This window comes from Nocardioides panzhihuensis (assembly GCF_013408335.1).
Lineage (GTDB): Bacteria > Actinomycetota > Actinomycetes > Propionibacteriales > Nocardioidaceae > Nocardioides > Nocardioides panzhihuensis.
Window position 1 is genome coordinate 151,735 of the sequence record NZ_JACBZR010000001.1, and the last position, 25,796, is coordinate 177,530.

The window sequence follows — 25,796 nt, forward strand, 5'->3', positions numbered from 1 at the left end:
CTGCGGAGCTACATCCCGATGCCGGGGTTGTTGCGGTAGGGATCGCGGTGACCCGGTCCGCTCGTCGGGCTGATCTCGTGTTCGGGGCGGCGGAGGCCTGACGCGGGATCGGGAGGGTAGAGCGCGGGCCGCAGCTGTTGCTGGATGCGGTATCCGAGTGCCTCGCTCGCTCGCTTGGCAGGGAGTGGTCGTATGGCTGCGGCGCGGTGGAGCATGGCCGCTGCGTTGTGCCCGTCGTGGTCGAGGCGGTCCAGGAACCGGGCGAGGTCGAGGGTGTGCTCGTCTCGGCCGCCAGCGTAGGTGGCGACCTTCTCGGCCCACGCCTGCACGCTGTCGGGCAGCGCGGCCTCGTACCGGCGCTGCAGGCTGCGTTGGTAGGCGGCTGCTCCGGGGGTGTTTGTGGGTTTGCCGGTGAGGCGATGGTCATCGTCGGGTACGCCGGTGGCGGCTCGCCACAGCCGGATCTCGTCGTATAGGCCGCGGTCCTTGTCGAGCACGTCGGCGTGGCGCTTCGCCCAAGTGGGCGGCTCGGTGTCGTGTGCCTGGTCGTCTGTGTTCGAGCGGAAGGTGGTGGCCTGGGCGGTCACGAGGTCGCCCAGGGCGCTCAGGTACGGACCCCATGTCTCGTGTGTGGTGACATCGGCAGGGACCGCGGGCAGCCAGGGGAGAGGGCCCTGGCCGGCGGCTTCGAGGGCGTCCTCCCAGCTGCCTTGGTAGGTGTGCTGGGTGGCGAGGGTGACGGCGTCGGTGTACCGGGTGACGGCGTCGCGCAGGTGCTCGCTGGTGCTGGCACCGCGCAGTCGGACGGTGGTGGCCGAGACCGCTGCGCCGTCGCGGGCGATGATCTCCTCCAGTACGGGGCCGACCGAGAGCTGTTCGAGAATCCCGGGCAGGACTGGGTCGCTCGTCGTGCCAGCGCCTGGGGCACCTCGGTCGGGGCCGCAGGTGTCGTTGTCGGGGTCGATGATCACGTGCAGGTGGTTCTCGGTGCGGCCGCGGGTCAGCATCGTGTAGAGCAGCTGTCGGGTCTCGGTGCCGGTGATGATCCCGTACATCGCCTCGGCGGTGAGTCCTTGGGCGGTGTGGACCGTGGAGGCGTACCCCAGCTCGAGATGGTCGGCGACATAGTCCGGCGGCAGCACGACCGAGAGCCCGGAGGCCTGGTTGACGACCTTCAGGCCGCCGTCCCTGCGGACTTTGGTGATGGTCCACCGGTCGCCGTTCTTGACCCAGTCGGTGCCGCTGAGGCCGAGGCGGCGGTTGTTGCGGCGGGTGATGACCACGTCCCCGACCGAGGCCTGGTTGCCGTCGGCGAGAGCAACCTCTGCCCCGCGATGGCCTCGAGACTGGCGCGAGGACGCTTCGGCGAGGCGTGCCGCGCGTGCCCGGGCGTTGAGGTCAGCGACCAGGTCGCGGGTGGGGGCGAGCATCAACGCGTCCACCTCCGCCGCGTGCGCTCTGGCCCACTGGTCGAAGACCTCGGCCAGGGCGGTCTCGGTGTCGCCGGTGTGGATGCGTTCGCTGTCGAAGTAGAACCCCAACGCGGCTGGGTCACCGGCCCGCAGGTCGAGGGAGGCCGCGGCCTCCGCGGGGTCGGTGAACCGGACGACCTCCTCCAACCGGTCCGCCCCGTACTGGGTGACGATGTCGCGGAGGACCCCGCCGGCGCCGACGGCGGCGAGCTGTTGGTCATCACCGACCAGCCGCACCGTGGCGCCCCGGTCGAGGCAATGCCCGACTACCCGGGCCAGGGCCGGAGTATCGGCCATGCCGGCCTCGTCGATGACCACCAGCGACCCCGCCCGGATCCTTCCAGCGAACCCGCCTGGGTCCCGGCCAGGGAGCGCGGTGGTGACGTTGTAATCGAGCTTGGCCAGGGTCTCGCACGGCATCCCGGTCGCCTCGCGCAGCACCGCCGCCGCCGCGGCCGAGGGGGCGAGGCCGACGGCTGGATAGCCGTGGTCGGCCCAGACCCGGGCGAGGGCACGGACCGCGGTGGTCTTGCCCGACCCCGCCGGCGCCAGCGCCACCCGGAGCCGGTGGCCGCTGGTGGCCATCGACCTGACCAACGCCCGCTGCCCGGCGTTGAGCCGTAACCCGCCACCGATCTCGGCACGCCGCAGGCTGACCTCGACCTCCTCATGGGTGAACCGGAAGTCGCTCGTCAGGGCACCGGCCTCGACCAGTCGCTGCTCGGCCTCGAGGATGCGCAGGCTGGTGTAGCGGTCGCTACCGGAATGCCGGTAGACGCTGGTCCCGTCCCGGCGGTGCAGCAACGCCGGGACCGGCACGCCGTCCGCGAGGTGGTCGGGAGGCTCGGGGGTGAGGTTGATCAGCCGCGACCTCACCACCTCCTCGACCGACGCAACCACGCTAGGGAGCACGTGACTAGGGACCTCACTACCCGCGCGTACCTGCCGCTGTGCCTCGGCGCGCAGGTGCCACGACTGCCAGGTCGCCCGGTGCTCCTCCAACGCGAGCACCACACGCTCGGCGGCCTCCTCGACCCACGCCTGCGAATGCCACCCCGGCGATGCACCTGTTGGAGGAGCAACTCGGGGAGCAACCGCATCCCGCAGTATCTGGCCGACAGCATCTGGCGAGCCCAGTACGTGGGCGGCCTCACGGCGCCAGATCCGGCGCTGCTCTGCCTCCGAGACCGGGTCGTGCTTGCGGTCGCGCGTGGCCAGGTTCGCCTGCTGGGCCAGAGCACGTTCCTCCTTCGCCGTGGGTGCCCGCCCGTGCTCCCGGACGAACGTCTCGGCCAGGTCGCGCTCGGCGTCCACGATCGAGAGCCGCCGCCGTGACCAGAACCCACACAGGCCCGGATCCACCCCGACGATCTCCCGCACGGTCCGCTTCTCCCGAGCACGCCCGGCACGTTCGGTGAACCGCACCCCTAGCCGCTCTCGCAGCCGTGCCTCCAGCGCGGTGTTGTACGTCTCTGAGATCGCCACGGTGTGCGCGAACAGCACGCTCCCGTAGATGGAGAGCCACTTGCCGCCCAGCGTCTGCACCTTGTTCGCCACCGCCACATGTGTATGCAGATCCGGGTCGCCGGCCCGGGTGTCGCGGTGCCGGAACGCGGCCGCGACCAGCCCGCGGGTCTCGACCTGGCGGGCACCATCGGTGCCCTCCCGGGTGAACAGCACCTCCCGCTCCACGTACGCCAACGCGTCCGCGACCGCGGCCTCGTGGGCTTCCTCGATCGCCCGCGCGACCGGCGGAGGAGCAACCGCCCACAGCGCCGAGACCGACTTCACCGGGCTGAACGTCAGATCGAACCCAGCCACCCCACCCTTCCGCTGAGGCCGCCCCAACGCCGCTCCAGTCACCGGATGCGTGCCCTCCCCGAACAGGTGTCCCATCTGCTCGGCGGTCACCACCTGGCCTGGCTCGATCCCGCTCAGGTCGGCCAGTCCCGAGCCCAGCCAGCGTCCCGGTGCCTCGCCCTTGGCCTCGTAGTAGTCGGCCAGCGGAGTACTACCCAGCTCGGTCGAGTCCGCAGCCGCCACCTGCCGGGTCAGGTACTCATATCCCGACCCGGCAGCCAGTTTGTGGATCGTCATCGTCACGGTCCCCAAGGCCAGAAAGGACGACCGAGTGGCCACCAGGGGGTATCTCGAATGAAAGAGGTGTGTTTGGCCTTTGTGGTTCCGTTAGGGACAGGCGGGAGGGCATTCGGCGCGGTCGAAGCGGTGGCACACACCTTGCGGCAAGGGCCACGGACGGACACGCCAGCGAGCGTGCGGGTTGATCCCAGCGGGTGACGTTTCCTCCGGAAGGCCGACGTGGCGAGTGACGTCGGTCACTACTGTCTACTTGTGGCCGAGGAGGCGGTCTCGAGGGCGGCAACGGCCGAGATCACGTTCGGTGGTGGCGCCGGCCGCCAACGCGCTGCGTGAGTGGGACTCCGCGGCCATCTGCCTGACGTGGCCCGGGCTTCAGGCACCGGCCAACGTGGAGGCTTGCATTCGCCGTGCGAACGTCACCAGTCGAGGACTGGGAAGTCGACAAGGCACTGCGCGTCTACCTCGGCTGATGTTTCCTCCCACGTGTGGCCGTCCGCGAGCGGGACGATCGATCAACGCCTCCACCTCCGCGTGCAGCAGTACGTAGCCGTCGCGGACCTCGGCGGGCAGGCGCTTGCCTCCGCGGGTCAGTGGGCAGCTTGGTTGGAGCCATGCCAGTCTCGCTGGTGTCGCCGTCGAGATTCTGCACATGGGCGCCGAGGTTCGGGACCGTACCGATGGAGGTCAAGGCCTGTGCAGAGCGGGGTAGAGCAGGTCGACGATCCGCTCGCAGGCTTCGAGGATCTCCTCGTCGGTTCTCAGGGCCGGGTCGAGGCCCGCAGTGAGGACCTGCATGGAGACGGCGCCGAACAGGCACTCCACCACGGTCGCGACGACGCCGTCGTTGATGGCGTCACCCCGGGCATGGGCGCGTTCAAAGACCCGCGTCGTGGCATTCCGGTGGCGGCCGGCGAGCTCCTGGGACACCTGTCGGTAGGCTTCGTTGGCGACAGCGTCTACGGCGATCCGGAAGGTTGCGAAACCGAGCGGGTTCGTCAGGAACCGCAGCAGGTTGGCGGCGAGCTGCACAAGGTCGTCGCGCAGGTTGCCGGTGTCAACATCCTCGATCGAGGAGGAACGGGCCATCACGCTCTCCACCAGCAGAGCGTCGCGGTCGGGCCAGCGCAGATAGACCGCGGACTTGCCGATCCCTGCCCGGCGTGCCACTCCGTCCATCGTGAAGCCGGCCGATCCGCGCTCGAGATACTCCTCGACGGCCGCATCAAGGATGCGTCGCTCCGCCTCGGGATTGCGCGGCCTGCCCGGCGAGCGCCGCGCTTGTGTCGAAGACTCGCCCATCGATGTTCCTTTCAGACGATACTGTCCGAATCATGAACGGACCCTGTATAACCTACGCCACACCTACCGGCTCAGAGCGAGATGATGCCCGATGACACATGTGATCACTGGCAGCTGTTGCAACGACGCCTCCTGCGTCGCGGCTTGCCCAGTCAACTGCATCCACCCAACACCGGACGAGCCAGCCTTTGCGACCGCGGAGATGCTCTACATCGATCCGGACGCCTGCATCGACTGCGGCGCGTGTGTCGACGTCTGCCCGGTCGAAGCGGTTGCCCCCGACTTCGAGCTCGAGCCGGAGGACGAGCCCTTCCTTGCTCTCAACGGTGCCTGGTTCGCGGCCCCGGGCCGCTCCGACTACCCCTCGACGCCGCCGCGCCAACCCGGGCTGACTGTCGAGCGGGCAGCACCGCTTCGGGTCGCCGTCATCGGCACTGGACCGAGTGCCGGGTACGTCGTCGAGTCGCTCTGTGGCGTACGCGACCTGGCTGTCGATGTCACCGTGATCGACAGGCTGCTCACCCCTGGGGGGCTGGCCCGCTTCGGGGTGGCGCCCGACCATCCGCACACGAAGTCCTCCGGTGACGCGGTGATCAAGGCGTTGCGGCGTCAGGGGGTCACTGCCCGCCTCGGGGTGGAGGTGGGCGTCGACGTCAGCATCGAGGAGCTGCGCGCGACCCACCACGCGGTGGTCCTCGCGACCGGTGCCTCCGAAGGGCGCACACTCGGACTGCCCGGCGCCGACCTGCCCGGCTCCGTGACCGCGGCCGACCTGGTTGGCTGGTACAACGGCCATCCCGACCATGCCGACCTCGCCCCTGACCTGGGCGTCGAGCGGGCCGTAGTCATCGGCAACGGAAATGTTGCCCTCGATGTTGCCCGAGTGCTGCTCACCGACCCGGCGGAGCTGCGCCGAACCGACATCGCCGAGCACGCCCTGGCGGCGCTGGATGTGAGCAATGTCCGGGAGGTTGTCGTCGTGGGCCGTCGCGGCCCCGAGCATGCCGCCTTCACTGCCAGCGAGCTGATCGGCCTCGCCTCCGTGCGTGGGCTCTCCCTCGCCGCCCGCGTCGAGGACCTGGCGCCCGAGGTGGGCGAGGGCGACCCGGTCCTCGCGTACAAGCTCGACGTGCTTCGCTCCTTCGGCAACTCCTCCGGTGAGCGCCGTCTGGAGCTGCGGTTCGGGCTACGCCCGACCGAGATCCTGGGCGAGGACGTTGTGCGCGGCGTGAGGTTCGAGAGCGGTGAGGTGATCGAGACCGAGCTGGTCGTGGCAGCGATCGGCTACCGCTCCCGACCGATGCCAGGGTTGCCGTTCGACGAGGCTCGCGGTGTGATTCCTAGCCGGGGCGGCCGGGTCTCGGGGGCGAATGGCGTCTACGTCTCCGGTTGGGTCAAGCGCGGCCCGTCGGGTGGGATCGGCGCCAACCGATGGTGCGCCCGCGAGACCGTCGAGGCACTGCTCGCCGATTTCGACGCCGGCATGCTGACCGCGCCTGCCGGCGACGAACGGATCACCGGCGCCGACCTGATCGCCTGGGAGCGGATCGACCGGCACGAGCGTGCGCTCGGACGGGCAGCGGGGAGGCCCAGGATCAAGGTTGTGGAGGTGGCTGAGCAGCGTGGGCTGCTCGGCTGAGGAGGGTCGCTCGTCTTTAATCGGACAAAATCGTCCGAAACCTTGACATGTGTTCGGGGTCACAGTTTGATGGGGTTAATTATCTAACGCATTAGCCCCGAGGAGGGCGCCCCATGTCAGACCTCGACCGCAACCCGCCGAAGGTGCACCTGCGAATCAATGGCGAGCGACTCGACGCCGGGTCCGGCGGCACGTACGACCACATCAGCCCCGCCACCGGCCAGGTCGACGCGACCATCCCGCTCGCTGACAAGAACGAGATCGACCTCGCGGTCACCGCGGCCCACAACGCGTTCCAGAGCTGGAAGCGCACGCCGCCGGCGGTGCGCCGCGAGCTGCTCGTCAAGCTCGCCGGCCTGATCGAGGCGAACGCCTCGGAGTTCGGCCGGCTCGGGGTACTCGACAACGGCACCCCGATGACCGTCGGCTCGGCCTTTCCGTCCCTCTCGGCCGAATGGACCCGCTACTACGCGGGCTGGGCCGACAAGATCCAGGGTGACCTGACCGGCAACCCGGTCCAGGACGGTGAGCTCGGCTACACCCTGGCTCAGCCGTACGGCGTGGTCGGCATCATCATCACCTGGAACGGCCCGCTCATCTCACTGGCCATGAAGATCCCGGCCGCCGTCGCCGCGGGCAACACGGTGGTGGTCAAGCCCTCCGAGCTCACCCCGTTCAGCGGCGAGCTCTTCATGGATCTGGTCGAGGAAGCGGGCTTCCCGCCGGGTGTCATCAACCTCCTCCCGGGCACGGCCGAGGCCGGTGCCCAGCTGGTCGGCCACCCGCTGGTCAAGAAGATCACCTTCACCGGCGGCCCGGCGACCGCTTCGAAGATCCTGGCCGCCTGCGCCGCCGACATGAAGCCGGCCGTGCTGGAGCTCGGCGGGAAGTCGGCCAACATCGTCTTCCCCGACGCCGATCTCGACTCCGCGTGCGAGATCGGCACGACGTACTCGTTGATGGCGCTATCGGGCCAGGGCTGCGCCTTCGCGACTCGGATGATCGTGCACGAGGACGTCTACGACGACGTGGTGGCCCGGGTGAAAATGGTCGCGGAGAACATCCCGGTGGGCGACCCGTTCGACCCGGCGGTCGTCTCGGGCCCGGTCATCAACGAGGCCGCCGTGGACCGCATCCTCAGCATGATCGAGCGGGCCAAGGAGCAGGGATCCACCCTGCTGGCCGGCGGCAACCGGATCGCACGCGAGGGGTTCTTCATCGAGCCCACCGTCTTCACTGACGTCGACCCCGACTCCGAGCTCGCCCAGAACGAGGTGTTCGGCCCGGTGCTCGCGATCTTCAAGTTCTCCACCGAGGAGGAGGCGATCGAGCTGGCCAACGGCACACGTTACGCGCTGTCGTCCTACGTCCAGACCAAGGACCTCGATCGGGCCGTACGCGTCGCCGCCGAGCTCGACGCCGGCGAGACCCTCGTCAACGGCGCCATGAACCTCCAGGTCGGCCGGCCCTTCGGTGGCTTTGGGCTCTCCGGCATGGGCAAGGAAGGCGGCCGCCAGGGCATCGAGGAGTTCCTCCGAACCCGCGCCGTCGGCATCAAGCTCTGACCACTCTGAAACCGAGAAGAGAGATCCCCATCATGACTGGAAGCCTCGAAGGCCGCGTGGCCTTCATCACCGGTGCTGCCCGCGGTCAGGGTCGTGCGCACGCGATCCGCTTGGCCCGAGAGGGCGCCGACATCATCGGGCTCGACATCTGCGAGGACATTGCCAGCTTCGACTACTCCTGCGCCACCTGGGAGGAGCTGCAAGAGACCGCGGACCTGGTCGGGAAGGAGGGTCGGACGATGGTGATCGGCAAAGCCGATGTACGCGACCCTGCGGCCGTCAAGCAGGTCTTCGACGACGGCATCGCCCAGCTCGGCCGGGTCGATATCGTGATCGCCAACGCTGGGATGATCCGCTACGGCGCGCCCGAGAACCCGCTCCAGGAGTGGCAAGACACCCTCGACGTCATCCTCACTGGCGCTTTCAACACCGTCCAGGCCTCGATCGGCAAGCTCATCGATGGCGGCAACGGTGGCTCGATCGTGCTGGTCAGTTCCAGCGCCGGCCTCAAGGGCACTGGCAGCGATCTGCCCGCGGCCCAGGCGTACACCGCCGCCAAGCGCGGCCTGGCCGGCTACATGCAGGTGCTGGCGCAGCAGTACGCGCCGCAGATGATCCGTGTCAACAGCATTCACCCCACCGGCGTCATCTCCGGCATGACGACCAACGAGGCCATGATGAAGATGGCCGCCGACCCGAACACCAACATCTCGGCGATGCAGAACCTGCTGCCGATCCAGATCCTCCAGCCCGAGGACATCGCCAACGCCGTGGCCTACCTGGTCAGCGACGAGGCGAAGTTCGTCACCGGCACCCAGTGGGCGCTCGACGCCGGCTTCTCGGTGCGCTGAGAACGGAGACATCAGATGACTCTCACCGACCACAGAATCGTCGGGACCGGCACGGTCGAGGAGGCGGGGGACCGCTTCGAGGCCCTGCGCGCAAAGCAGCGCATCGTGAAGGTCACCGAGCCGGACCGGACCTACTGGATGGTGCTCGACCACGACCTGATGCGGGAGTGCCTGCAGAACCCGGCAGTCTTCTCGAGCGAGGTCGTCACCCCGCTCAACCCGGACCCTCCCTTCAAGATGATCCCAATCCAGCTCGACCCGCCCGGGCACACTCCGTGGCGTCAGCACCTGGCCCGCTACTTCTCCCCGAAGCAGATGGCGAAGCTGCGTCCCCGGATCGAGGAGCGCACCCGCGAGCTGGTCACGGAGATCAAGGAGAAGGGCTCCTGCGACTACCTGGCAGAGTTTGCGCTCCAGGTGCCGACCGTGGTGTTCCTGGAGGTGATGGGTCTCCCGGTCGAGGAGCTGCCCAAGTTCCTCGAGTGGGAGGCACTCGCCCTGGCGCCATCCCCGGACGGCACCTTCGATGCCGACCTTCAGGTGGGCGGGATCTTCTCGGTCATCGGCTACTTCCAAGGCGAGCTCGCCCGGATGCGCGAGACCGGCGAGCGTGGCGACAACCTGCTTTCGCAGATGCTCGAGTGGGAGATCGACGGCGTCGCACCCACCGATGACGAGCTGATCAACTGCTGCCTGCTGCTCTTCCTAGCGGGCCTGGACACGGTCGCGATGAGCCTGTCCTACTCCATGCACCACCTGGCCACCCACGAGGCCGACCGCAAGCACGTCGCAGCCACTGTGGAGGCGGGGGAGTCCATGGACGACATCGTCGAGGAGCTGCTGCGCTTCTATGCCGTGCCGGAGATCGGTCGCAAGCTGGCGCAGGACACCGAGATCGACGGCAACCAGCTGGTGGCCGGTGACCTGATCCTGTTCCCGCTCGTCTCAGGCAACCGTGACGACGCCCTATCGCCGGGGGCGGACCACGTGGACTTCAACCGCGGCCCCGCCCCGCATCTGGGCTTCGGTGGTGGTCCTCACCGGTGCATCGGGTCGCACCTGGCCCGGCTGGAGATGAAGATTGCTCTCCAGGGCTGGCACGAGCTCATCCCGGATTACGGTCTGGCGCCAGGTGCTGAGCCGCGCGCCTATTGGGGCAACGTGCACGGGATGTTCGGCCTCCACCTCGCCGGGTTCGGGGAGGAGTGAGCCGATGAAGGTCGCCGTGGACAAGGCGCTGTGCTCGGGGCATGCCCGGTGCAACGCGGTGGATGAGGACCTCTTCCCGCTCGATGACCTGGGATACGTCGAGTTCGACACGGCGGAGATCCCGGCCGGCCAGGAGGGCCCAGCGCGCCGCGGTGCCGACGCCTGCCCGGAGCGTGCGCTCAGCCTCCTGGAATGAGGCTGTCCGTGCTGCCGGCACGCCTGTCGGCTACGTCGGCGGCGCGGAATCTCTGTCAAAAGAAGTGTGATGAACGTAACTACGGACGGCATTGACCGTTATTCGTTCGAACCAGGTCAATCAGATGACTGATTACAGGCGGGAGGGATCCAGATGCTCGTGGCACGCACCGCGCTGACGCGGCTCGGCGGCTTCTTCTCTCTCTGCGGTGACAGCGCCGTCGCGGTCTTCCGCCGGCCCTTCCAGCTGCAGGAGGTCCTCGACCAGACGGTCTTCATCGCCAGCGTCTCGGTCGTCCCGGTGATCTTCGTGACCATCCCGTTCACCGTGGTCGTGCAGTTCTTCGTCGGCCAGCTGCTTACCGAGATCGGAGCGAACGACCTCGCCGGTGCAGGTGCAGGCCTGGCGGTGATCCAGGAACTGGGGCCGTTCTGCAGCGTCCTGGTCGTCGCCGGCGCCGGGGCAACTGCCGTCTGTGCCGATCTGGGCGCGCGCAAGATCCGCGAGGAGCTCGACGCCATGGAGACTCTCGGTATCGACCCGGTGCACCGGCTCGTGGTCCCGCGGATCATCGCCTTCGTCATCGTCTCGGTCGGACTCTTCGGGATCGTCTCGGTGGTCGGCCTGGTGGGGACGTACGCCTTCTCGGTGCTGGTCCAAGGGTCGAGTGCCGGCCTCTTCGTCGCCAACCTGACGCTGCTCACCGACCTGGGCAACTTCATCACCAGCCTGATCAAGACCGCCGTCTTCGGCCTGGCTGCCGCGCTGGTCGCCTCCTACCTCGGGCTCAACGCCAAGGGCGGGCCCAAGGGCGTCGGCGAGGCGGTCAACCAGACGGTCGTCTACACGCTCATGGTGCTCGTGGTCCTCAACACGCTGATCACCAGCGTCTACCTGCAGATCGAGGGCTGAGCGATGACCGCGACCGAGCCTCGAGACGTCATCCGACCCCGCAAGAAGTACGCGGCGCCACCCCGCCCGCGCAAGAAGCTGCCCTCGCCGTGGGCGCCCCTGGACGGCCTCGGCGACCAGGTGCTCTTCTACGTCAAGGTGGTCGCCAACATTCCCACGGCACTGGTCCGGCACCGGCGCGAGATCCTGCGCCTGCTCGGCGAGGTCAGCTTCGGCAGCGGTGCACTCGCCCTGATCGGTGGCACGGTGGTCACCGTCGGGTTCCTGACCTCGTTCGCCGGGATCGAGCTGGGCATCCAGGGCTACTCCCAGCTCAGCGACATCGGTGTGGAAGCGCTGACCGGCTTCATCTCCGCATACATCAATACGCGGCTGGCCGCGCCGATCATCGCCGGGATCGCCTTGGTCGCGACCGTCGGCGCCGGGTTCACTGCCCAGCTGGGCGCAATGCGGGTCAGCGAGGAGATCGACGCGCTGGAGGTGATGTCGGTGCCGTCGGTGACCTACCTGGTCAGCACACGGGTGATCGCCGGGATGATCGCGGTCATCCCGCTCTACGCGGTTGCCCTGCTGGCCTCCTACGCCTGCACCCGACTGATCGTCACAGTCCTGTTCGGACAGTCTTCGGGGGCGTACGGACACTACTTCAGCACCTTCCTGATCCCGTCGGACATCCTCGCCTCGTTCGTGAAGGTGCTGATCATGTCCGTGGTGATCATGTCAGTGCACTGCTACTACGGCTACTTCGCCAGCGGCGGCCCGGCGGGCGTCGGCCGGGCCGTTGGCCGGGCGGTGCGCCTCTCCCTGGTCCTCGTCCTCTTCACCGACATGCTGCTCAGCTTTGCGCTCTACGGCGCGACCGACACCCTCAACATCTCAGGCTGATCCATGACCGCACGCGCCCCCTCCTCAGCCCGAAAGCGGCTTGCCGGCCTCGCCGCGCTGGCGGTGCTCACGCTCGCCGTGGCGACCACGCTCGGCATCTACACCAAAGCGTTCAAGCCGGCCACGATGGTCAGTATCGACGCCCCCCGCGCCGGGCTGCTCATGGACAGGGGCGCGCAGGTGCGACTGCATGGCCTCCCGGTCGGAGAGGTACGCGACGTCGAGGCCGGCGCGGGAGGCGGCGCCGTCCTCTCCGTGGCGCTCGAGCCTGACCACGTACCTCTGATCCCACGCGACGTCGCCGCCGACATCACGCCAACGACCGTCTTCGGGGCGAAGTACGTCGACCTGCTCACCTCTGGCGCCACGGTCGCCGATCCGGTCACCGCTGGCAGCGTGATCCGCACGGTGGACGTGACCATCGAGGCCAACGACATCTTCGGACAGCTCCAGGAGGTGCTGACGACCGTCGAGCCCGACCGGCTCAACGCCACCCTGACCGCGATGGCGACGGCCCTGGACGGAAGGGGCAGCGACCTGGGGGCGTACCTGAGCGAGGTCAACTCCTACCTCGGCCACCTCAACGGCTCGATGCCCGCGCTCGCGACCGACCTGGACCGGGCCGACGACGTGCTGGACACCTATGCCGACGTCGCCCCCGAGCTGATCAGCACCGCCGGCCACCTCACGGTCACCAGTCGCACCCTCGACAAGCAGTCGGCGGGCCTGCAGGCGATGCTGACCAGCTTCACCAGCGCCGCTGGAACCGCCGATGACCTCCTGGTGGCCTCGGCCGAGCCGATGGTGACCTCGCTGGCGCTGCTGCGCCCCGTCACGGACACGCTGGCTCGCTACTCACCCGAGCTGCCCTGCCTGCTGGAGGGGCTGGTCAAGCACCGCGACTCGGTCATGGAGTTCCTCGGCGCAGACCTGCCGGGCATCCAGGGCCTGGTCTCGCTGCTGCCTGCGCAACAGGGCTACAAGTATCCTCGGGACCTGCCCAAGCTGGTCCCGGACTCGGGGCCGGACTGCCTCTCCCTGCCCGAGATGAAGCTGGCCAACCCGCCACATCGCGACTTCGACGACGGGGTCGGCACCTACGACGAGGGCAGCGACGAGCTCAGCGTCGGCAAGGACCCGGTCAAGGTCTACCTCGACCTGCTCGAGGGCTGGTTCGGCACCACCGGTCTCAACGCTCTGATCGATGAGCTCGCCCGAACGGGGGCGGTCAGGTGAAGATCCGCGACCCACGCAGCCTCGTCCTGGTCCTGGTCTTCATCGTGACCACCAGCCTGCTCTCGGCGATCGTCGCGGTCACCCTCGGCCGGATGCGGATCGAGGAGACCGTCAGCTACCAGGCCATGTTCCAGGACGCCTCCGGTCTCCGCGAGGGCGTCGACGTACGCGCCTCGGGGGTCACCGTCGGCACCGTCGGCGATCTGCGCCTACGCGAGGACCACCAGGTCGAGGTGACCTTCGAGGTGCCGGCCGACCTGCCGCTGACCGAGTCGTCCACGGCTGCCATCCGGTGGGCCAACCTGACCGGTGACCGCTACCTGGAGGTCGGACCGGGCAAGGACACCGGCGCAGCCGCGCTCCCTCCGGGCACCGCCATCCCCTCCTCGCGTACGTCACCCGCGCTCGACCTCGACACCGTCTTCAACGGCTTCAAGCCGCTCTTCCGCGCGCTGTCGCCCAAGGACGTCAACCAGCTCACCGAGAGCATCATCGCGATCACCCAGGGACAGGCCGGTGCCATCGACGCGTTGCTGACCGACATCGGCTCGTTGACCCAGACGCTGGCAGACCGCGACGAGCTGATCGGAAGCGTCATCGACAACCTCACCCGGGTGCTGAGCACCATCGACCGTCGCCGCGACGAGGTCGACCGGCTCCTGCTCGGCCTGGCCGACCTCACCCACGGTCTGGCCGCCGATCGGAAGAGTATCGGCGCGTCGGTCGGCACCATCGGCACCTTCACCGGGAGGACCCGGTCGCTGCTGAAGGCGATCCGGCCCGACCTGGCCGCCTCCCTCGACGAGACCGGGAGGGTGGCCGCGAACGTCAATGCCGATGCCGACTACGTCGACCGCATCCTGAAGCAGTATCCCGACGTCGTGCACAGGCTCGGTCGTGGCGGGACGTACGGCTCGTTCTTCAACTTCTACCTCTGCGGGATCCGGGTCAAGACCGGCACCTCGGACGCGCCTGTCTACTCGCCCTACCTGATGAGCAAGGAGGACCGATGCGTTTTCTGAGCCAGCACTTCCGCGAGCGCAACCAGGTTCAGGTCGGCCTGGTCGGCGCTGTCGCCGTCATCCTGCTCACCACCTTCGCGCTCAACATCGGCACCCTGCGCTCGGCGCTGCTGGGAGCCGACCACACCGCCCAGTTCGCCGAGTCCGGAGGGCTGCGGCCCGGTGATGACGTACGCGTGTCCGGACTGACGGTCGGCAGCGTCGACAAGGTCGAGATCGTGGCCGAGCACGTGGAGATCGCCTTCACGCTGGACGAGGTCGAGGTCGGCTCCCGGTCGAAGGCGGCGATCAAGAGCGACAACGCACTGGGCCGTAGGTACCTGGCGGTGACACCTGCCGGGGCGGGCAACGCCGACGTGATCCCGCTGGCCCGCACGACCTCGCCGTACGGCGTCACCGACGCCCTCTCCGACCTGACCGAGACCACGGGCGAGATCGACGTCGACCAGCTCGCCGCCTCCCTCGACTCGGTCTCGTCCGTGCTCGAGGCGACACCTCGGAGCCTGCGCTCCACCGTCAACGGGGTCGGACGCCTCTCGGCCTCCATCGCCGAACGCGACCAGCAGCTCCAAGAGCTCTTCGCCCGCGCGGCGAACGTCTCCGACGTGCTGGCCGAGCGCAACGCCGAGATCACGGCGCTGATGTCTGACAGCGCGGCCTTCTTCGCCGAGCTGCAGGCGCGCCGCCACCAGGTGCACCAGCTGCTGGTCAACACCACTGCGGCAGCCACGCAGATCCGGGGCCTGATCAAGGACAACGAGGACACCCTCGGGTCCACGCTGCGCGAGCTGGACGGAGTGATCAAGCTGCTGGAGCGCAACAAGGCGAGCCTCGAGTACGGCCTGAAGCATCTGGGCGGCTTCATCCGTTCCCTGGGCGAGGCGGTGGGCGGCGGACCGTTCTTCTACGCCTATCTGCAGAACCTGGTCCCCGCCGACCTGGCACCTGTCATCCCCGAGCTGGTCTCGGCGAAGGGGGAGAAGCCATGACCCGCCTGTCGCGAAACGCGGTCTACGTGGTCCTGGCAGCACTGGCATTGGGTGCTGCCGTCTTCGCCGGGATCAGCGTCGCCTCGCCAGACACCCAGCGCTTCACCCTCCACTTCGCCGAGGTCAAAGGCCTCTACGTCGGCGACAGCGTCGACGTGCTCGGGGTGAGCGTCGGCCGGGTGACCGAGATCGACGCCGGCCCCGAGCGCGTACGCGTGGAGGTGGAGGTCTCCGGCGACCGGCCGATTCCGGCCGACGCGAAGGCGGTCCTGGTCGCACCGTCACTGGTCTCGGTGCGGCACGTTGCGCTCGCTCCGGTCTACGGCGGCGGGCCGAAGCTGGCGGACGGCGCGACGATCCCGCTCTCGCGTACCGCCGTTCCGGTGGAGTGGGACGAGATCAAGGAGCAGCTGGTCCGGCTCAGCGACGCGCTGGGGCCTGAGGGCGCCAACAAGGACGGCTCGCTCTCGCGGTTCCTGGACTCTTCGGCAGGCAGCCTGAAGGGTCAGGGCGCTGAGATCGGGCAGACCTTGGAGCAGCTCTCCGAGGCACTGAGCACCCTGGCCGACTCCAAGGGCGACATCTTCGCGACGGTTCGCAACCTGAACACCTTCGTCGCGGCCCTCGAATCCAGCGACGACCAGGTGCGCGCCTTCAACGACCAGCTCGCCGGTGCTGCCGACCTGCTCGCCGACAACCGCAGCGAGCTCGCCACCGCGCTGGCCTCGATCGAGGCGGTCTTCAAGGACCTCACCCGCTTCGTCGAGGCCCATCGCACCGACCTGACCTCGACGGTCACCGGGCTACGCAAGACCACCAAGCTGCTGGCCGACAACCGGCAGAACCTGGCCGACATCCTCCAGGTCGCGCCGACCACCGTGTCGAACTTCTACAACATCTACGACCCCGTCGTGCCTGCGGTGACCGGGTCACTGGTCGCCCAGAACATGGACTCGCCGGCGATGTTCCTGTGCTCGGCGGTCTACTCGCTGGGGCATTCGCCGGAGACGTGCGCGAACCTGCTGGCGCCGGTCGCGAAGTATCTCCGCGTCGAGCAGCCGCCGGTCGGGCTCAGCGTCCTGGAGAACAACCGACCTGGCGGCCAGGTCCCCGGACCGCAGGCTCCTGGGAAGCAGGGGGATACGCCATGAGGACCAGACTGCCGGTGATGCTGACGGTGGTGCTGCTGACCGCCGGGTGCGGGTTCACCGGCATCAACGACCTGCCGCTGCCGCTCACCAAGGGGTCGGGGGACGGCTCGTACGAGATCAGCGTCCACCTGGCCAACGCGACCAACCTGGTGCCCAACTCCGAGGTCAAGGTCGACGACGTCACCGTCGGCTCGGTGCGGCGCATCGAGCTCGACCATTGGCACGCCAAGCTGACCCTCGGGCTGGAGAAGGACGTACGGCTCCCGGCCGCCACCACCGCACGGATCGGCCAGAAGAGCCTGCTCGGAGCCGAGTATCTCCAGCTCGACACGGCCGGCCTTCCCAAGAGCCGGCTGCTCGCCGACGGTGACGTGATCCCGCTCGGGCGGACCGGCCGCTATCCGGAGACCGAGGAAGTGCTCTCAGCGCTCGGTGCGGTGCTCACCGGCGGTGGCCTGGAGCAGATCCACACGATCACCCGCGAGCTGAACGCAGCGCTGGGCGGCCGGGAGGGCGACGTACGCTCGCTCGTCGAACGGCTCGACACCTTCGTCGGGACCCTGGAGGACCAGAAGCAGGACATCGTGGCGGCCGTGGCGGCTCTCGACAGGCTTGCCGCGACCTTCAACGACCAGACCGCGAAGGTCGACCAGGCGCTGACGACGCTCCCGAAGGGGGTCGAGGTGCTCCGCCGCGAGCGCGACGACCTGACCCGGGCGCTGGAAGCGGTCGCCTCCTTCAGCGCCACGGCGACCGAGGTGATCGACCGCACCCACAGCGACCTGGAGGCCAACCTCGCCGACCTGCGCCCGACCCTGGGTCGGCTGGCCGACTCGGGCAAGAACCTCACCCAGGCGCTGGGCGATATCAGCTTTCCGTTCCCGATCGACGCCTCGCAGATCGTCTTCCGTGGCGACTACATCAACTTCTTCGCCACCGTCGACCTCACCTTGGACACCATCGAGCGCGACTGGCTCGGTGGTACGCCGCTGGACGGCCTCTACTCCGCCGTCCTCGGCTCGCTCCCGGCGGGCACATCCGCGCAGGCAGAGGACCCGCTCACCGGCCCGGTCGATCCGAATCCGCCGCCCGCACTCGACCCGGCGGTGGAGGACCTCCAGGACCTGCTCGAGAAGCTGGGATCCGGCTCGGGCGTCGACCTCGGGTCCGGAACGAAGCCTCCCAAGAAGTCTGGCAGCGGCTCGTCGCCGTCTCCTTCACCGAAGACCGGTGGGGGCGGGCTGCTGGACGGGTTGCTGGGAGGGGGCACCTCATGATCTCGCGGTTCACCCGGCGACAGATAGTCGCCTTCCTCATCGTCTCCATCCTGGGCGTCGGGGTGATGGCCGGGCAGTACATCCGGCTTCCACAACAGCTCGGCTGGGGACGCTACGAGCTCGGGGTCGAGCTGCCCGGCAGCGGCGGTCTCTACCCGAAGGCCGCGGTCACCTACCGCGGCCAGGAGGTCGGCACCGTCAGGTCGCTCTCGCTGCGTGACGGAGGGGTGGTCGCGTACCTCTCGATCGACGACGACGTCACCATCCCGCGCAAGGTCTCGGTCGAGGTGCGGAGCGCGTCCGCGATCGGGGAGCAGTATGTGGACTTCGTCCCGAGTCGCGGTGCCGACGCGACAGCCGCGTGGGGCGAGGGGGACATCGTGCCCGCCGAGCGGGCAACGGTGCCGGTGACGACCGCCAACCTGCTGGAGAGCGTGAACGCCACGCTGCAGTCGGTGCCACAGGACTCGCTGCGCACGACCGTGGACGAGGCCGGGACGGCCTTCTCCGGCAGGGGAGACGATCTCGGCCGGCTGCTGGACTCGGGGATGGAGTTGCAGGCCGCGGCCGGTGACGATCTCGCGGCCACGACCGGCCTGCTGGAGTCCCTGCAGCAGGTACTCGGCACCCAGAAGCAGGTCGAGGGTCAGATCCGGTCGTACGCCGGTGACCTCGACAAGGTCAGCGGGACCCTGGCCGAGCACGACAAGGAGCTCTCCGGCGTGATCACGCACGGCGCTCCGGCGGCTCAGCAGGTCGACGCGCTGGCCAGAGACCTGAGGCTGCCGCTGCCCCAGCTGCTCACCGACCTGAGCCTGACCGCGCCGGTGCTGAAGACGTACCTGCCCGGCATCCGACACCTGCTTATCGTGCTGCCGGGCGCCATCGAGGCGCACTACTCCAACGGCCCGGCCGACAGACTCGACGACGAGCTTCCCGAGGCCAACCTGAGCTTCAAGACCGGGGTGAACAGCCCTCCGGTCTGTACGACCGGGTTTGCCGACGCGGGGAAGCACCGCTCCCCCAAGGACACCTCGCCCGCACCGCTGAGAGACGGCTACTGCAAGGTGCCGCACGATGACCAACGGGTAGTCAGGGGCGCCCGGAACAACCCGTGCCCGAACGATCCGAACCGCTACTCCGCGACCGCCGCCGGCTGCGGCCTGGTCTTCCAGCGGAGGGCCGAACCGGTCGCGGGGGAGGGCGCCGCCTCCTACGACCCCGAGAGCGGGCAGCTGCTCGCGCCCAGCGGCGACTTCTTCCTCGTCGACGACCTGGCCGCCGGGCTGGTCCCGGCGAGCTGGCAGGAACTGCTCACCCAACTGGCAGGAGCGCCATGACCACCAAGATCACCACCGACCAGGATGAGAACGAGACGCACGAGGAAACCAACCCCGCCCCGTCCGACGACGGCTCGAACGACCGGTTCGAGGAGCCGGTTGAGGAGACAGCCGAGGATGCCACCGATGAACCTCGTGGCTGGCGCCGACGGCTGCTCGACATCGGGCTGGTGGCGCTGGTCCTCGCCCTGGCGATGGCGGCGGCGCTGACCTGGCGTACGACCGAACAGCGCGAGGACGAGGCCGCTGCGGGTCGCGCCGCGGTGACGGCGGCCGAGGCCCAGGTGCTCGAGCTGACCACGCTGGACCAGCGCCGGATCGACGACCAGCTGGCGACGCTGCGCTCGCACACCACAGGCGAGTTCCGGCGGCAGTTCGAGGGAATCCTGAACACCTTCGCCACCGTGGTGAAGGAGCAGAAGATCCAGGCCACCGGCTCGATCGGCGGCTCGGGTCTGGAGCGGCTCGACGGCCGCCGGGCGACCGTCCTGGTCGCGTCGGTGGCGGAAGTCACCAACGCCGACTCGAAGAAGCCAGTGCCCAGGACCTACCGGATCCGGGTCAACCTGAGCCTGGTCGACGGGGACTGGCTCACCTCGGGGATGGAGTTCGTCGCATGAGCACCCCGGAGGCACTCACCCTGCCCAGGTTCCGCATCTCCGCTCGGCTGGTCCGTGGCGTACTCCTCCTTCTCGCCTTGGTCCTCGCCGTCGGGCTCGCGGTGCTGCTCGTGCGCGACCATCGAGCCGCGAACCGCACCGAGTCCACCGAGGCCGCGACGACGGCGGCTCGCAAGACTGTGCCCGCCCTGCTGTCGTACAAGCCCGACACCGTCGTCTCCGACCTGGAGACCGAGAAGAACCTGGTCACCGGCACGTTCGCGTATGACTACCGGCGGCTGGTCAACGACGTGGTCGGTCCGGCCGCGACCAAGGGCAAGGTGACCACGAAGGCCGATGTGACCGGGATCGGCGTCGACCGACTGCGCGACGACTCGGTCACGCTGCTGGTCTTCGTCAACCTCACCACCACCAGCACCGAGGCCACCGACCCACGCCTGTCAGGCAGCCGCCTGAAGGTCACAATGAAGCAGGTCGGGGACGACTGGAAGATCTCCGGGTTGGACGCGGTATGAGCCTGCTCCATTGCGAGCCGCCAGTCACGCCCGCGCTCCAGGACCGCCCTCCTTCTCGTCGTGCCGCTGCTCGCGATGCGAATGCTCACCGGCTCCGAGAGCGTGTTCGTCCCGTGAGCGCGCTGCCTCCGGAGGACCGCGAGGGACTGGTCCGTGAGTCGGTGTGGCTGCTGGCGCTGCGCGTCGCCTTCATCGTGGGCCGCGGCACCGTTGTCTATCTGTTCAGGTAGTCGCGCAGTCCCTGCAGCACCTCGTCGAGCAGATCGGGTCAGCCGAAGAGGTCGACGATGGGGGTGTTCTTCTTGTCGTGGAGGAAGAGATACCCTGCGGCGACCTCCATGTGCTTGCGCCAGTGCTTCTCGGCGCCGTCGCTGTCCCGGGCATCGACAAGGTCGATCAGCCTGGCGTAGGAGCGCAGCGTCTTCTGGTAGCGCTCCGGCACGTTGTCGCGCTCGCCGAGGCCCTTGGCGAGCGCCTGCTGCAGATGCGCGTCGACGATGTCGGCCAGGACCGAGCCTTGGACGGCGAGGGTCTTGTTGCCGCAGCGCTGCAGGATCGCCTCGTGGAAACGGTAGGTCGTGCGCGACCACTCGGCGATGTCCGGAACCTTCTCGAATCCCGCGGCGACAAGGTTGCGGAGCGCATCGACCACTGCCCGGAGGGCGTCGAGGTCATCGTCGGTCCGCACCCGGGCGAGCATCGCGGCGCACAGCGGCTCGGTCAGAGTCCTGGCCTCGTACACGTCCTGGACGGTGGTGCCCTGGATCTGCAGCAGAAACCCCACGTGCCGAGCCGCCACCATCGGGTCCGGCTCGAGCACCTGGGCTCCTCCGCGCGACCCCCGTCGGACCCCGATGAGCGACTCCACCTCAAGGATGCGGAACGCCTCACGCAGCGTCGGCCGAGAGACGCCGAACTGCTCCATCAGGTTGACCTCGGACGGGAGCGTCTCGCCAGGCTTCAAGTCACCCTTGACGATCTGACGGCGCAGATGGGTCGCGATCAGCTCGGCCGTCTTCGGAGCCCGGAGCACGGTGCCGACCTGAGCCACGCCACGAACCAGTTCGCTCATGTCACCCATCCTATTCCTCTGGCCTGCTGCCGGCGCGGCCGCCGGCCGCGCAAGGGCCTCCTCCGAGGGTCACCGCATCCCGGTGAGCGCGCGGCCGATGATCTGGCGCTGGATCTCGTTGGTGCCCCCGTAGATCCGCTGGACGCGCGCGTCGAGGTAGGCCTTGGCGATCGGGTACTCGATCATGTAGCCGTATCCGCCGTGGAGCTGGACACACTTGTCGACCACCCGCGCCTGCACCTCGGTCGTGAACAGCTTGACCTTGGCGGCGTCGACGGCGGTGAAGCTGCCGCTGTTGTAGGCCAGGATGCAGCGGTCGAGCAGCGACTCGGCGGCCTCGAGCTCGGTGGCCATGTCGGCCAGCACGAACTGGGTGTTCTGGAAGCCCGCGAGTGGCTGGCCGAACGCGTGCCGCTCCTTGACATAGGTGATCGTCCAGTCGAGCGCGGCGGTGGTCGAGGCGACGGCGCCGGCGGCGATCGAGAGCCGCTCGAGGGGGAGGTGCCCCATCAGGTGGCGAAACCCGCCGCCTTCGGTGCCGAGCAGGTTCTCGTCGGGGACGAACACGTCGGTGAACGAGAGCTCGGAGGTGTCCTGTGCCCACAGCCCGACTTTCTTCAGATTGCGGCCGCGCTCGAACCCGCTCATGCCCGCCTCTACCACCAGGAGCGAGAAGGCGTCGGTGCCGCCAGCCGCGTCCGTTCTGGTCACCACGCACACCAGATCGGCCTGCTGTCCGCTGGAGATGAACGTCTTGGCGCCGTTGAGCCGCCAGCCACCCGGCACCTTCTGGGCGTGGGTGCGTACGCCCTTGAGGTCGCTCCCGGTGCCCGGCTCGGTCATCGCGACGGCCATGATGGTCTCGCCGGACGCCATGCCCGGCAGCCAGCGTTGCTTCTGTTCGTCGTCGCCCATCGCGGTGACGTACGGGATGAGGATGTCGTCCTGCAGGCTGAAGCTGGAGGCCAGGGATGCGGCTCCGGCACGGAAGAGCTCCTCGTAGACGACGTTGCGATAGCGCCAGTCGTCGAGCCCTGGGCCGCCGTACTGCTCGGGGGTCGTGAGGCCGATGACTCCCTGCTTGCCCGCTGCGAGCCAGACCTCGCGGCCCGTCGACTGCTGCTCGTCCCACTCATCGAGGTGCGGGGTGACCTCCCGGGCGACGAACTCGCGCACCATCGCGCGGTACTGCTCGTGGTCCTCGGTGTACAGGCCGCGCTCCATGATCGCTCCTTGTGCTCGTGACTGATGGGGAGGGTGAGGCTCAGCGAGGGGCGAAGCGCATGCCGGCGTCCAGACGCAGGCACTGGCCGTTGAGCATGCCGTTCTCGACGATCGAGCACGCGAGCTTGGCGTACTCCTCGGGCCTCCCCATTCGCTTGGGGAAGGCGTTGCCCTCCACCAGCGGCGGGATCATGTCCGCAGGGAGCCCCTTGACCGCACCGGTCTCGAAGAGCGAGGGTGCGATCGCCAGTACGCGCACGCCGACCGAGCCCAGGTCGCGGGCCATGGTCAGCGCCATTCCGGCGATGCCGGCCTTCGCGGCAGAGTACGCCACCTGCCCGATCTGGCCTTCGAAGGCGGCGATCGAGGCGGTGTTGACGAGCACGCCGCGCTCGCCGTCCTCGTCGGCTTCTCCCTGGCTCATGTGCCAGGCCTGCAGCCGGTTGAGGTTGAAGGTGGAGATCAGGTTGAGGTTGACCACGTCAGTGAAGGCGGCCAGGTCGTGCGGGCCGCTCTTGGACAGGGTGCGCTTGGCGATACCGCCACCGGCGGTGTTGACCGCGATGTGCAGCCCGCCCAGTTCGGACACCGCCGCGGCGAGGGTCTCCTCGATGCCGGTGTGGTCGGTGATGTCGCCCTCGAAGAACGACCCGCCGATCTCTGCTGCGACCTTCTCGCCCTCACCGCCGGGACGGTCGAGGATCGCGACCTTCGCGCCATGCGCGGCGAGCATCTCGGCGCTGGCGCGCCCCATGCCGGAGGCGCCACCGACCACGACGGCGTACTTGCCCTGGATCTCCATATGTCTGTCTCGTCTCTGTCTATCGGGGGTGGGGAAAGGTCAGAAGCCCAGGTCTCGGCCGATGATCTCCTTCATGATCTCGGTGGTGCCACCGAGGATCGTGGAGATCCGGACGTCCTGGTATGCGCGGGCGACGGGGTACTCGAGCATGTAGCCGTAGCCGCCGTGCAGCTGCAGGCACTGGTCGACGACCTTCTTGTGCAGCTCGGTGCACCACCACTTGGCCTTCGCGGCGTCGACCGCGGTCAACGTCCCATCGACGACGCGGTCGATGCAGGAGTCGACGTAGATCCGGGCGATGTCGAGCTCGGTGGCCATCTCGGCAATCGTGAACCGGTTGGCCTGGAAGGAGCCGATCGGCTGCCCGAAGGCCTCACGCTCCTTGGCGTACGTCATCGTCTCGGCGAACGTCTTCTCGGCTGCGGCGATGGCGGAGACCGCGATCGAGAGCCGCTCGGAGGGCAGGTTCTCCATCAGGTGGAAGAAGCCACGGCCCTCCGTGCCGAGCAGGTTCCCGGCCGGCACGCGACACTCGGAGAAGAACAGCTCGGCGGTGTCCTGGGCATGGTGGCCCATCTTCTTCAGCTTGCGGCCGCGCTCGAAACCGGGGGTGCCGTCCTCGACCACGATCAGGCTGAAGCCCTTGTGCCCGGCCTCAGGATCGGTGCGACAGACCACGATCACGGCATCGGAGAGGATCCCGTTGGAGATGAAGGTCTTCTGGCCGCTGATGACCCACTCATCGCCCTCGCGTACCGCCGAGGTACGGATGCCGGCCAGGTCCGAGCCCGCTCCGGGCTCGCTCATCGCGATCGCAAAGGTCATGTCGCCAGCAGCCAGCGCGGTCAGCCAGCGCTGACGCTGACCCTCGGTGGTCAAGCGCAGCAGATAGGGCGCGACGATGTCGTTGAGCAGCGTCAGCGCGACCCCGCCGCCGCGTCCGCGGGCGAGCTCCTCGGCCACGATCGCGTTGTAGCGGAAGTCGTCGATGCCCATCCCGCCGTACGCCTCGGGGACCGAGAAGCCGAGCACGCCCGCTTGGGCGGCAGCTTTATAGACCGACTTGTCGACGATCCCGGCCGCCTCCCAGTCCTCGGCGTGGGGTTCGACCTCGCGGGCGAGGAACTCCTTGACGAGGGACCGGAACTCTTCGTGCTCCTCGGTGAACACCGTGCGTGCCATCTACTGCCTACTTCCTAGCGGGTGAGCCGAGCATACCAGGACTTTCAGTGTAATCAGTTAACCGATTATGCGGTAGTGTGTCCTTTGCCAGGATGCGCTGCGCCCAGCAGGAAAGGAGTCCCGATGATCACCGGGCTGACCGAGGAGCATGAGGAACTGCGGGAGATCACCCGCAGGTTCCTCGCGGAGAAGTCGTCACTGACCCAGGTGCGGAAGCTGGCCGAATCCGGTGCCAACCGTGACGACGCGGTGTGGCACCAGATGGCCGACCAGCTGATGCTGCAGGGCATCGCGATCCCGGAGGAGTACGGCGGGGCCGGGTACGGACCGGTCGAGCTCGGTATCGTGCTGGAGGAGTTGGGTCGTGCGCTCACGGTGGCGCCCTATCTCGCCACGGTCGCCCTGGCCGGCCAGACGCTGACCACGTGCAGCGACAACGAGGCCCGCAGCGCATGGCTTCCCGGCATCGCCGAAGGTGCCGTCATCGCGACTCTTGCTGTCGCTGACGAGACCGGCGAGATCGACCCGGCCGGAGTCACCTCGGTGGCGACCTCGGCCGGCGAGGACTGGAAGATCACCGGCACCAAGCGCTTCGTCATCGATGGCGTGGGCGCCGACATGATCATCGTCGCTGCCAGGGCGGGCGAGGAGCTCGCCCTCTTCACCGTCAAGGGCGATGCCGAGGGCGTACGCCGTGAGCCGCTCGCCCAGCTCGACCCGACCCGCCAGGTCGCCACTGTGAACCTCGACAACGCCCTGGCCGTACGCATCGAGGACGACGCCACCGCCGTCCTGGCCCGCGTCGCCGACCTCGTCGCCGTGGCTCTGGCCGCCGAGCAGACCGGGGGAGCGGCCGCCACCTTGGACATGGCGGTGGAGTACACGAAGATCCGGGTTCAGTTCGGCCGCCCGATCGGCTCCTTCCAGGCGATCAAGCACCGCTGTGCCGACCTGCTCACCGAGGTCGAGTCCGCCCGCAATGCCGCCTTCTCCGCGGCCTCGCTCCTCACCCAGGACGACCCGGAGGGCCCGGTTGCGGCAGCTCTGGCCGCCGCCTGGTGTGCGACCACCTACACCCACGCCGCCAAGGAGAACATCCAGCTCCACGGCGGCATCGGCTTCACCTGGGAGCACGACGCGCACTTCCATCTCAAGCGCGCCAAGACCTCCGAGCTGCTGCTCGGCACCCCCGCCCGACACCGTGCCCGCGTCGCGGACCTGGCCGGGATCTGAGGAAG

At 68.5% G+C, this 25,796-nt stretch carries 23 protein-coding genes; 17 read left to right on the forward strand and 6 right to left on the reverse strand.

Annotated features, from left to right (window positions below; translation table 11 throughout):
• Positions 1-8: 8 nt before the first annotated feature.
• The gene (gene mobF, locus BJ988_RS00690; RefSeq protein ID WP_218860485.1) at positions 9-3,569 is read right to left on the reverse strand and encodes a MobF family relaxase; all 3,561 of its coding nucleotides are present in this window, start codon (positions 3,567-3,569) and stop codon (positions 9-11) included.
• A 687-nt stretch (positions 3,570-4,256) separates the two neighbouring features.
• Positions 4,257-4,871: a TetR/AcrR family transcriptional regulator gene (locus BJ988_RS00695; RefSeq protein WP_179656211.1), complete on the reverse strand. Its 615-nt coding sequence runs from the start codon at positions 4,869-4,871 to the stop codon at positions 4,257-4,259.
• A gap of 91 nt (positions 4,872-4,962) precedes the next feature.
• Here BJ988_RS00695 and BJ988_RS00700 point away from each other — a divergent pair, with 91 nt between their 5' ends.
• The 16 genes from BJ988_RS00700 (at position 4,963) to BJ988_RS31525 (ending at position 20,508) form a co-directional block, all read left to right on the forward strand.
• Positions 4,963-6,510 carry an FAD-dependent oxidoreductase gene (locus tag BJ988_RS00700; protein WP_179656212.1) on the forward strand — a complete coding sequence of 516 codons (1,548 nt, stop codon included), beginning with the start codon at positions 4,963-4,965 and terminating at the stop codon, positions 6,508-6,510.
• A 113-nt stretch (positions 6,511-6,623) separates the two neighbouring features.
• Positions 6,624-8,075: an aldehyde dehydrogenase family protein gene (locus BJ988_RS00705; protein ID WP_179656213.1), complete on the forward strand. Its 1,452-nt coding sequence runs from the start codon at positions 6,624-6,626 to the stop codon at positions 8,073-8,075.
• 32 nt (positions 8,076-8,107) lie between these two features.
• The gene (locus BJ988_RS00710) at positions 8,108-8,926 is read left to right on the forward strand and encodes a mycofactocin-coupled SDR family oxidoreductase (RefSeq protein ID WP_179656214.1); all 819 of its coding nucleotides are present in this window, start codon (positions 8,108-8,110) and stop codon (positions 8,924-8,926) included.
• Positions 8,927-8,941: 15 nt separating this feature from the next.
• Entirely contained in the window at positions 8,942-10,135 is a 1,194-nt protein-coding gene (locus tag BJ988_RS00715; RefSeq protein WP_179656215.1) for a cytochrome P450, read from the forward strand.
• 4 nt (positions 10,136-10,139) lie between these two features.
• A complete protein-coding gene (locus tag BJ988_RS00720) occupies positions 10,140-10,331 on the forward strand; it encodes a ferredoxin (protein WP_179656216.1) in 192 nt (63 codons plus the stop codon).
• A 153-nt stretch (positions 10,332-10,484) separates the two neighbouring features.
• Complete coding sequence (locus BJ988_RS00725; RefSeq protein WP_179656217.1) at positions 10,485-11,243, forward strand: MlaE family ABC transporter permease; 759 nt, start codon at positions 10,485-10,487, stop codon at positions 11,241-11,243.
• 3 nt (positions 11,244-11,246) lie between these two features.
• Positions 11,247-12,128 (forward strand): MlaE family ABC transporter permease, encoded by an 882-nt coding sequence (locus BJ988_RS00730; RefSeq protein ID WP_179656218.1) that lies wholly within the window; start codon positions 11,247-11,249, stop codon positions 12,126-12,128.
• A gap of 3 nt (positions 12,129-12,131) precedes the next feature.
• The gene (locus BJ988_RS00735) at positions 12,132-13,364 is read left to right on the forward strand and encodes an MCE family protein (protein WP_179656219.1); all 1,233 of its coding nucleotides are present in this window, start codon (positions 12,132-12,134) and stop codon (positions 13,362-13,364) included.
• On the forward strand, positions 13,361-14,386 hold the full coding sequence (locus tag BJ988_RS00740; protein ID WP_179656220.1) for an MCE family protein: 1,026 nt from the start codon (positions 13,361-13,363) through the stop codon (positions 14,384-14,386). Before BJ988_RS00735 ends, BJ988_RS00740 begins: the two co-directional genes overlap by 4 nt.
• Complete coding sequence (locus tag BJ988_RS00745) at positions 14,374-15,375, forward strand: MCE family protein (protein WP_179656221.1); 1,002 nt, start codon at positions 14,374-14,376, stop codon at positions 15,373-15,375. Before BJ988_RS00740 ends, BJ988_RS00745 begins: the two co-directional genes overlap by 13 nt.
• Positions 15,372-16,526 (forward strand): MCE family protein, encoded by a 1,155-nt coding sequence (locus BJ988_RS00750; RefSeq protein WP_179656222.1) that lies wholly within the window; start codon positions 15,372-15,374, stop codon positions 16,524-16,526. The genes BJ988_RS00745 and BJ988_RS00750 overlap by 4 nt, the downstream gene beginning before the upstream one ends.
• Positions 16,523-17,803, forward strand: coding sequence for an MCE family protein (locus BJ988_RS00755; protein WP_179656223.1), 1,281 nt, complete (start codon positions 16,523-16,525; stop codon positions 17,801-17,803). The genes BJ988_RS00750 and BJ988_RS00755 overlap by 4 nt, the downstream gene beginning before the upstream one ends.
• Positions 17,800-19,143, forward strand: a complete 1,344-nt coding sequence (locus BJ988_RS00760) for an MCE family protein (protein ID WP_179656224.1) — start codon at positions 17,800-17,802, stop codon at positions 19,141-19,143. Before BJ988_RS00755 ends, BJ988_RS00760 begins: the two co-directional genes overlap by 4 nt.
• Positions 19,140-19,763: a hypothetical protein gene (locus BJ988_RS00765; protein ID WP_179656225.1), complete on the forward strand. Its 624-nt coding sequence runs from the start codon at positions 19,140-19,142 to the stop codon at positions 19,761-19,763. Before BJ988_RS00760 ends, BJ988_RS00765 begins: the two co-directional genes overlap by 4 nt.
• Complete coding sequence (locus tag BJ988_RS00770; RefSeq protein ID WP_179656226.1) at positions 19,760-20,278, forward strand: hypothetical protein; 519 nt, start codon at positions 19,760-19,762, stop codon at positions 20,276-20,278. The genes BJ988_RS00765 and BJ988_RS00770 overlap by 4 nt, the downstream gene beginning before the upstream one ends.
• Positions 20,279-20,391: 113 nt before the next feature.
• The gene (locus BJ988_RS31525) at positions 20,392-20,508 is read left to right on the forward strand and encodes a DUF7156 family protein (protein ID WP_425490778.1); all 117 of its coding nucleotides are present in this window, start codon (positions 20,392-20,394) and stop codon (positions 20,506-20,508) included.
• 38 nt (positions 20,509-20,546) lie between these two features.
• On the opposite strand, the gene BJ988_RS00775 is transcribed toward BJ988_RS31525, so the two are convergent.
• From BJ988_RS00775 to BJ988_RS00790, 4 genes are all read right to left on the reverse strand, one after another.
• Entirely contained in the window at positions 20,547-21,350 is an 804-nt protein-coding gene (locus BJ988_RS00775; protein ID WP_179656227.1) for a FadR/GntR family transcriptional regulator, read from the reverse strand.
• A gap of 69 nt (positions 21,351-21,419) precedes the next feature.
• Positions 21,420-22,574, reverse strand: coding sequence for an acyl-CoA dehydrogenase family protein (locus tag BJ988_RS00780; protein ID WP_179656228.1), 1,155 nt, complete (start codon positions 22,572-22,574; stop codon positions 21,420-21,422).
• Positions 22,575-22,614: 40 nt separating this feature from the next.
• Positions 22,615-23,376, reverse strand: a complete 762-nt coding sequence (locus BJ988_RS00785) for an SDR family NAD(P)-dependent oxidoreductase (protein ID WP_179656229.1) — start codon at positions 23,374-23,376, stop codon at positions 22,615-22,617.
• 39 nt (positions 23,377-23,415) lie between these two features.
• The gene (locus tag BJ988_RS00790) at positions 23,416-24,558 is read right to left on the reverse strand and encodes an acyl-CoA dehydrogenase family protein (protein ID WP_179656230.1); all 1,143 of its coding nucleotides are present in this window, start codon (positions 24,556-24,558) and stop codon (positions 23,416-23,418) included.
• A gap of 123 nt (positions 24,559-24,681) precedes the next feature.
• Between BJ988_RS00790 and BJ988_RS00795 the strand changes: the two genes are divergently transcribed.
• Positions 24,682-25,791, forward strand: a complete 1,110-nt coding sequence (locus tag BJ988_RS00795; RefSeq protein WP_179656231.1) for an acyl-CoA dehydrogenase family protein — start codon at positions 24,682-24,684, stop codon at positions 25,789-25,791.
• The last annotated feature ends 5 nt before the right edge of the window (positions 25,792-25,796 follow it).

What these genes read in the sequence shown, in the direction of transcription:
- mobF (WP_218860485.1), bottom strand. Translation starts at nt 3,569, where the DNA reads ATGACGATCCACAAACTGGCTGCCGGGTCGGGATATGAGTACCTGACC.
- BJ988_RS00695 (WP_179656211.1), bottom strand. Translation starts at nt 4,871, where the DNA reads ATGGGCGAGTCTTCGACACAAGCGCGGCGCTCGCCGGGCAGGCCGCGC.
- BJ988_RS00700 (WP_179656212.1), top strand. Translation starts at nt 4,963, where the DNA reads ATGACACATGTGATCACTGGCAGCTGTTGCAACGACGCCTCCTGCGTC.
- BJ988_RS00705 (WP_179656213.1), top strand. Translation starts at nt 6,624, where the DNA reads ATGTCAGACCTCGACCGCAACCCGCCGAAGGTGCACCTGCGAATCAAT.
- BJ988_RS00710 (WP_179656214.1), top strand. Translation starts at nt 8,108, where the DNA reads ATGACTGGAAGCCTCGAAGGCCGCGTGGCCTTCATCACCGGTGCTGCC.
- BJ988_RS00715 (WP_179656215.1), top strand. Translation starts at nt 8,942, where the DNA reads ATGACTCTCACCGACCACAGAATCGTCGGGACCGGCACGGTCGAGGAG.
- BJ988_RS00720 (WP_179656216.1), top strand. Translation starts at nt 10,140, where the DNA reads ATGAAGGTCGCCGTGGACAAGGCGCTGTGCTCGGGGCATGCCCGGTGC.
- BJ988_RS00725 (WP_179656217.1), top strand. Translation starts at nt 10,485, where the DNA reads ATGCTCGTGGCACGCACCGCGCTGACGCGGCTCGGCGGCTTCTTCTCT.
- BJ988_RS00730 (WP_179656218.1), top strand. Translation starts at nt 11,247, where the DNA reads ATGACCGCGACCGAGCCTCGAGACGTCATCCGACCCCGCAAGAAGTAC.
- BJ988_RS00735 (WP_179656219.1), top strand. Translation starts at nt 12,132, where the DNA reads ATGACCGCACGCGCCCCCTCCTCAGCCCGAAAGCGGCTTGCCGGCCTC.
- BJ988_RS00745 (WP_179656221.1), top strand. Translation starts at nt 14,374, where the DNA reads ATGCGTTTTCTGAGCCAGCACTTCCGCGAGCGCAACCAGGTTCAGGTC.
- BJ988_RS00750 (WP_179656222.1), top strand. Translation starts at nt 15,372, where the DNA reads ATGACCCGCCTGTCGCGAAACGCGGTCTACGTGGTCCTGGCAGCACTG.
- BJ988_RS00755 (WP_179656223.1), top strand. Translation starts at nt 16,523, where the DNA reads ATGAGGACCAGACTGCCGGTGATGCTGACGGTGGTGCTGCTGACCGCC.
- BJ988_RS00760 (WP_179656224.1), top strand. Translation starts at nt 17,800, where the DNA reads ATGATCTCGCGGTTCACCCGGCGACAGATAGTCGCCTTCCTCATCGTC.
- BJ988_RS00765 (WP_179656225.1), top strand. Translation starts at nt 19,140, where the DNA reads ATGACCACCAAGATCACCACCGACCAGGATGAGAACGAGACGCACGAG.
- BJ988_RS00770 (WP_179656226.1), top strand. Translation starts at nt 19,760, where the DNA reads ATGAGCACCCCGGAGGCACTCACCCTGCCCAGGTTCCGCATCTCCGCT.
- BJ988_RS00775 (WP_179656227.1), bottom strand. Translation starts at nt 21,350, where the DNA reads ATGAGCGAACTGGTTCGTGGCGTGGCTCAGGTCGGCACCGTGCTCCGG.
- BJ988_RS00780 (WP_179656228.1), bottom strand. Translation starts at nt 22,574, where the DNA reads ATGGAGCGCGGCCTGTACACCGAGGACCACGAGCAGTACCGCGCGATG.
- BJ988_RS00785 (WP_179656229.1), bottom strand. Translation starts at nt 23,376, where the DNA reads ATGGAGATCCAGGGCAAGTACGCCGTCGTGGTCGGTGGCGCCTCCGGC.
- BJ988_RS00790 (WP_179656230.1), bottom strand. Translation starts at nt 24,558, where the DNA reads ATGGCACGCACGGTGTTCACCGAGGAGCACGAAGAGTTCCGGTCCCTC.
- BJ988_RS00795 (WP_179656231.1), top strand. Translation starts at nt 24,682, where the DNA reads ATGATCACCGGGCTGACCGAGGAGCATGAGGAACTGCGGGAGATCACC.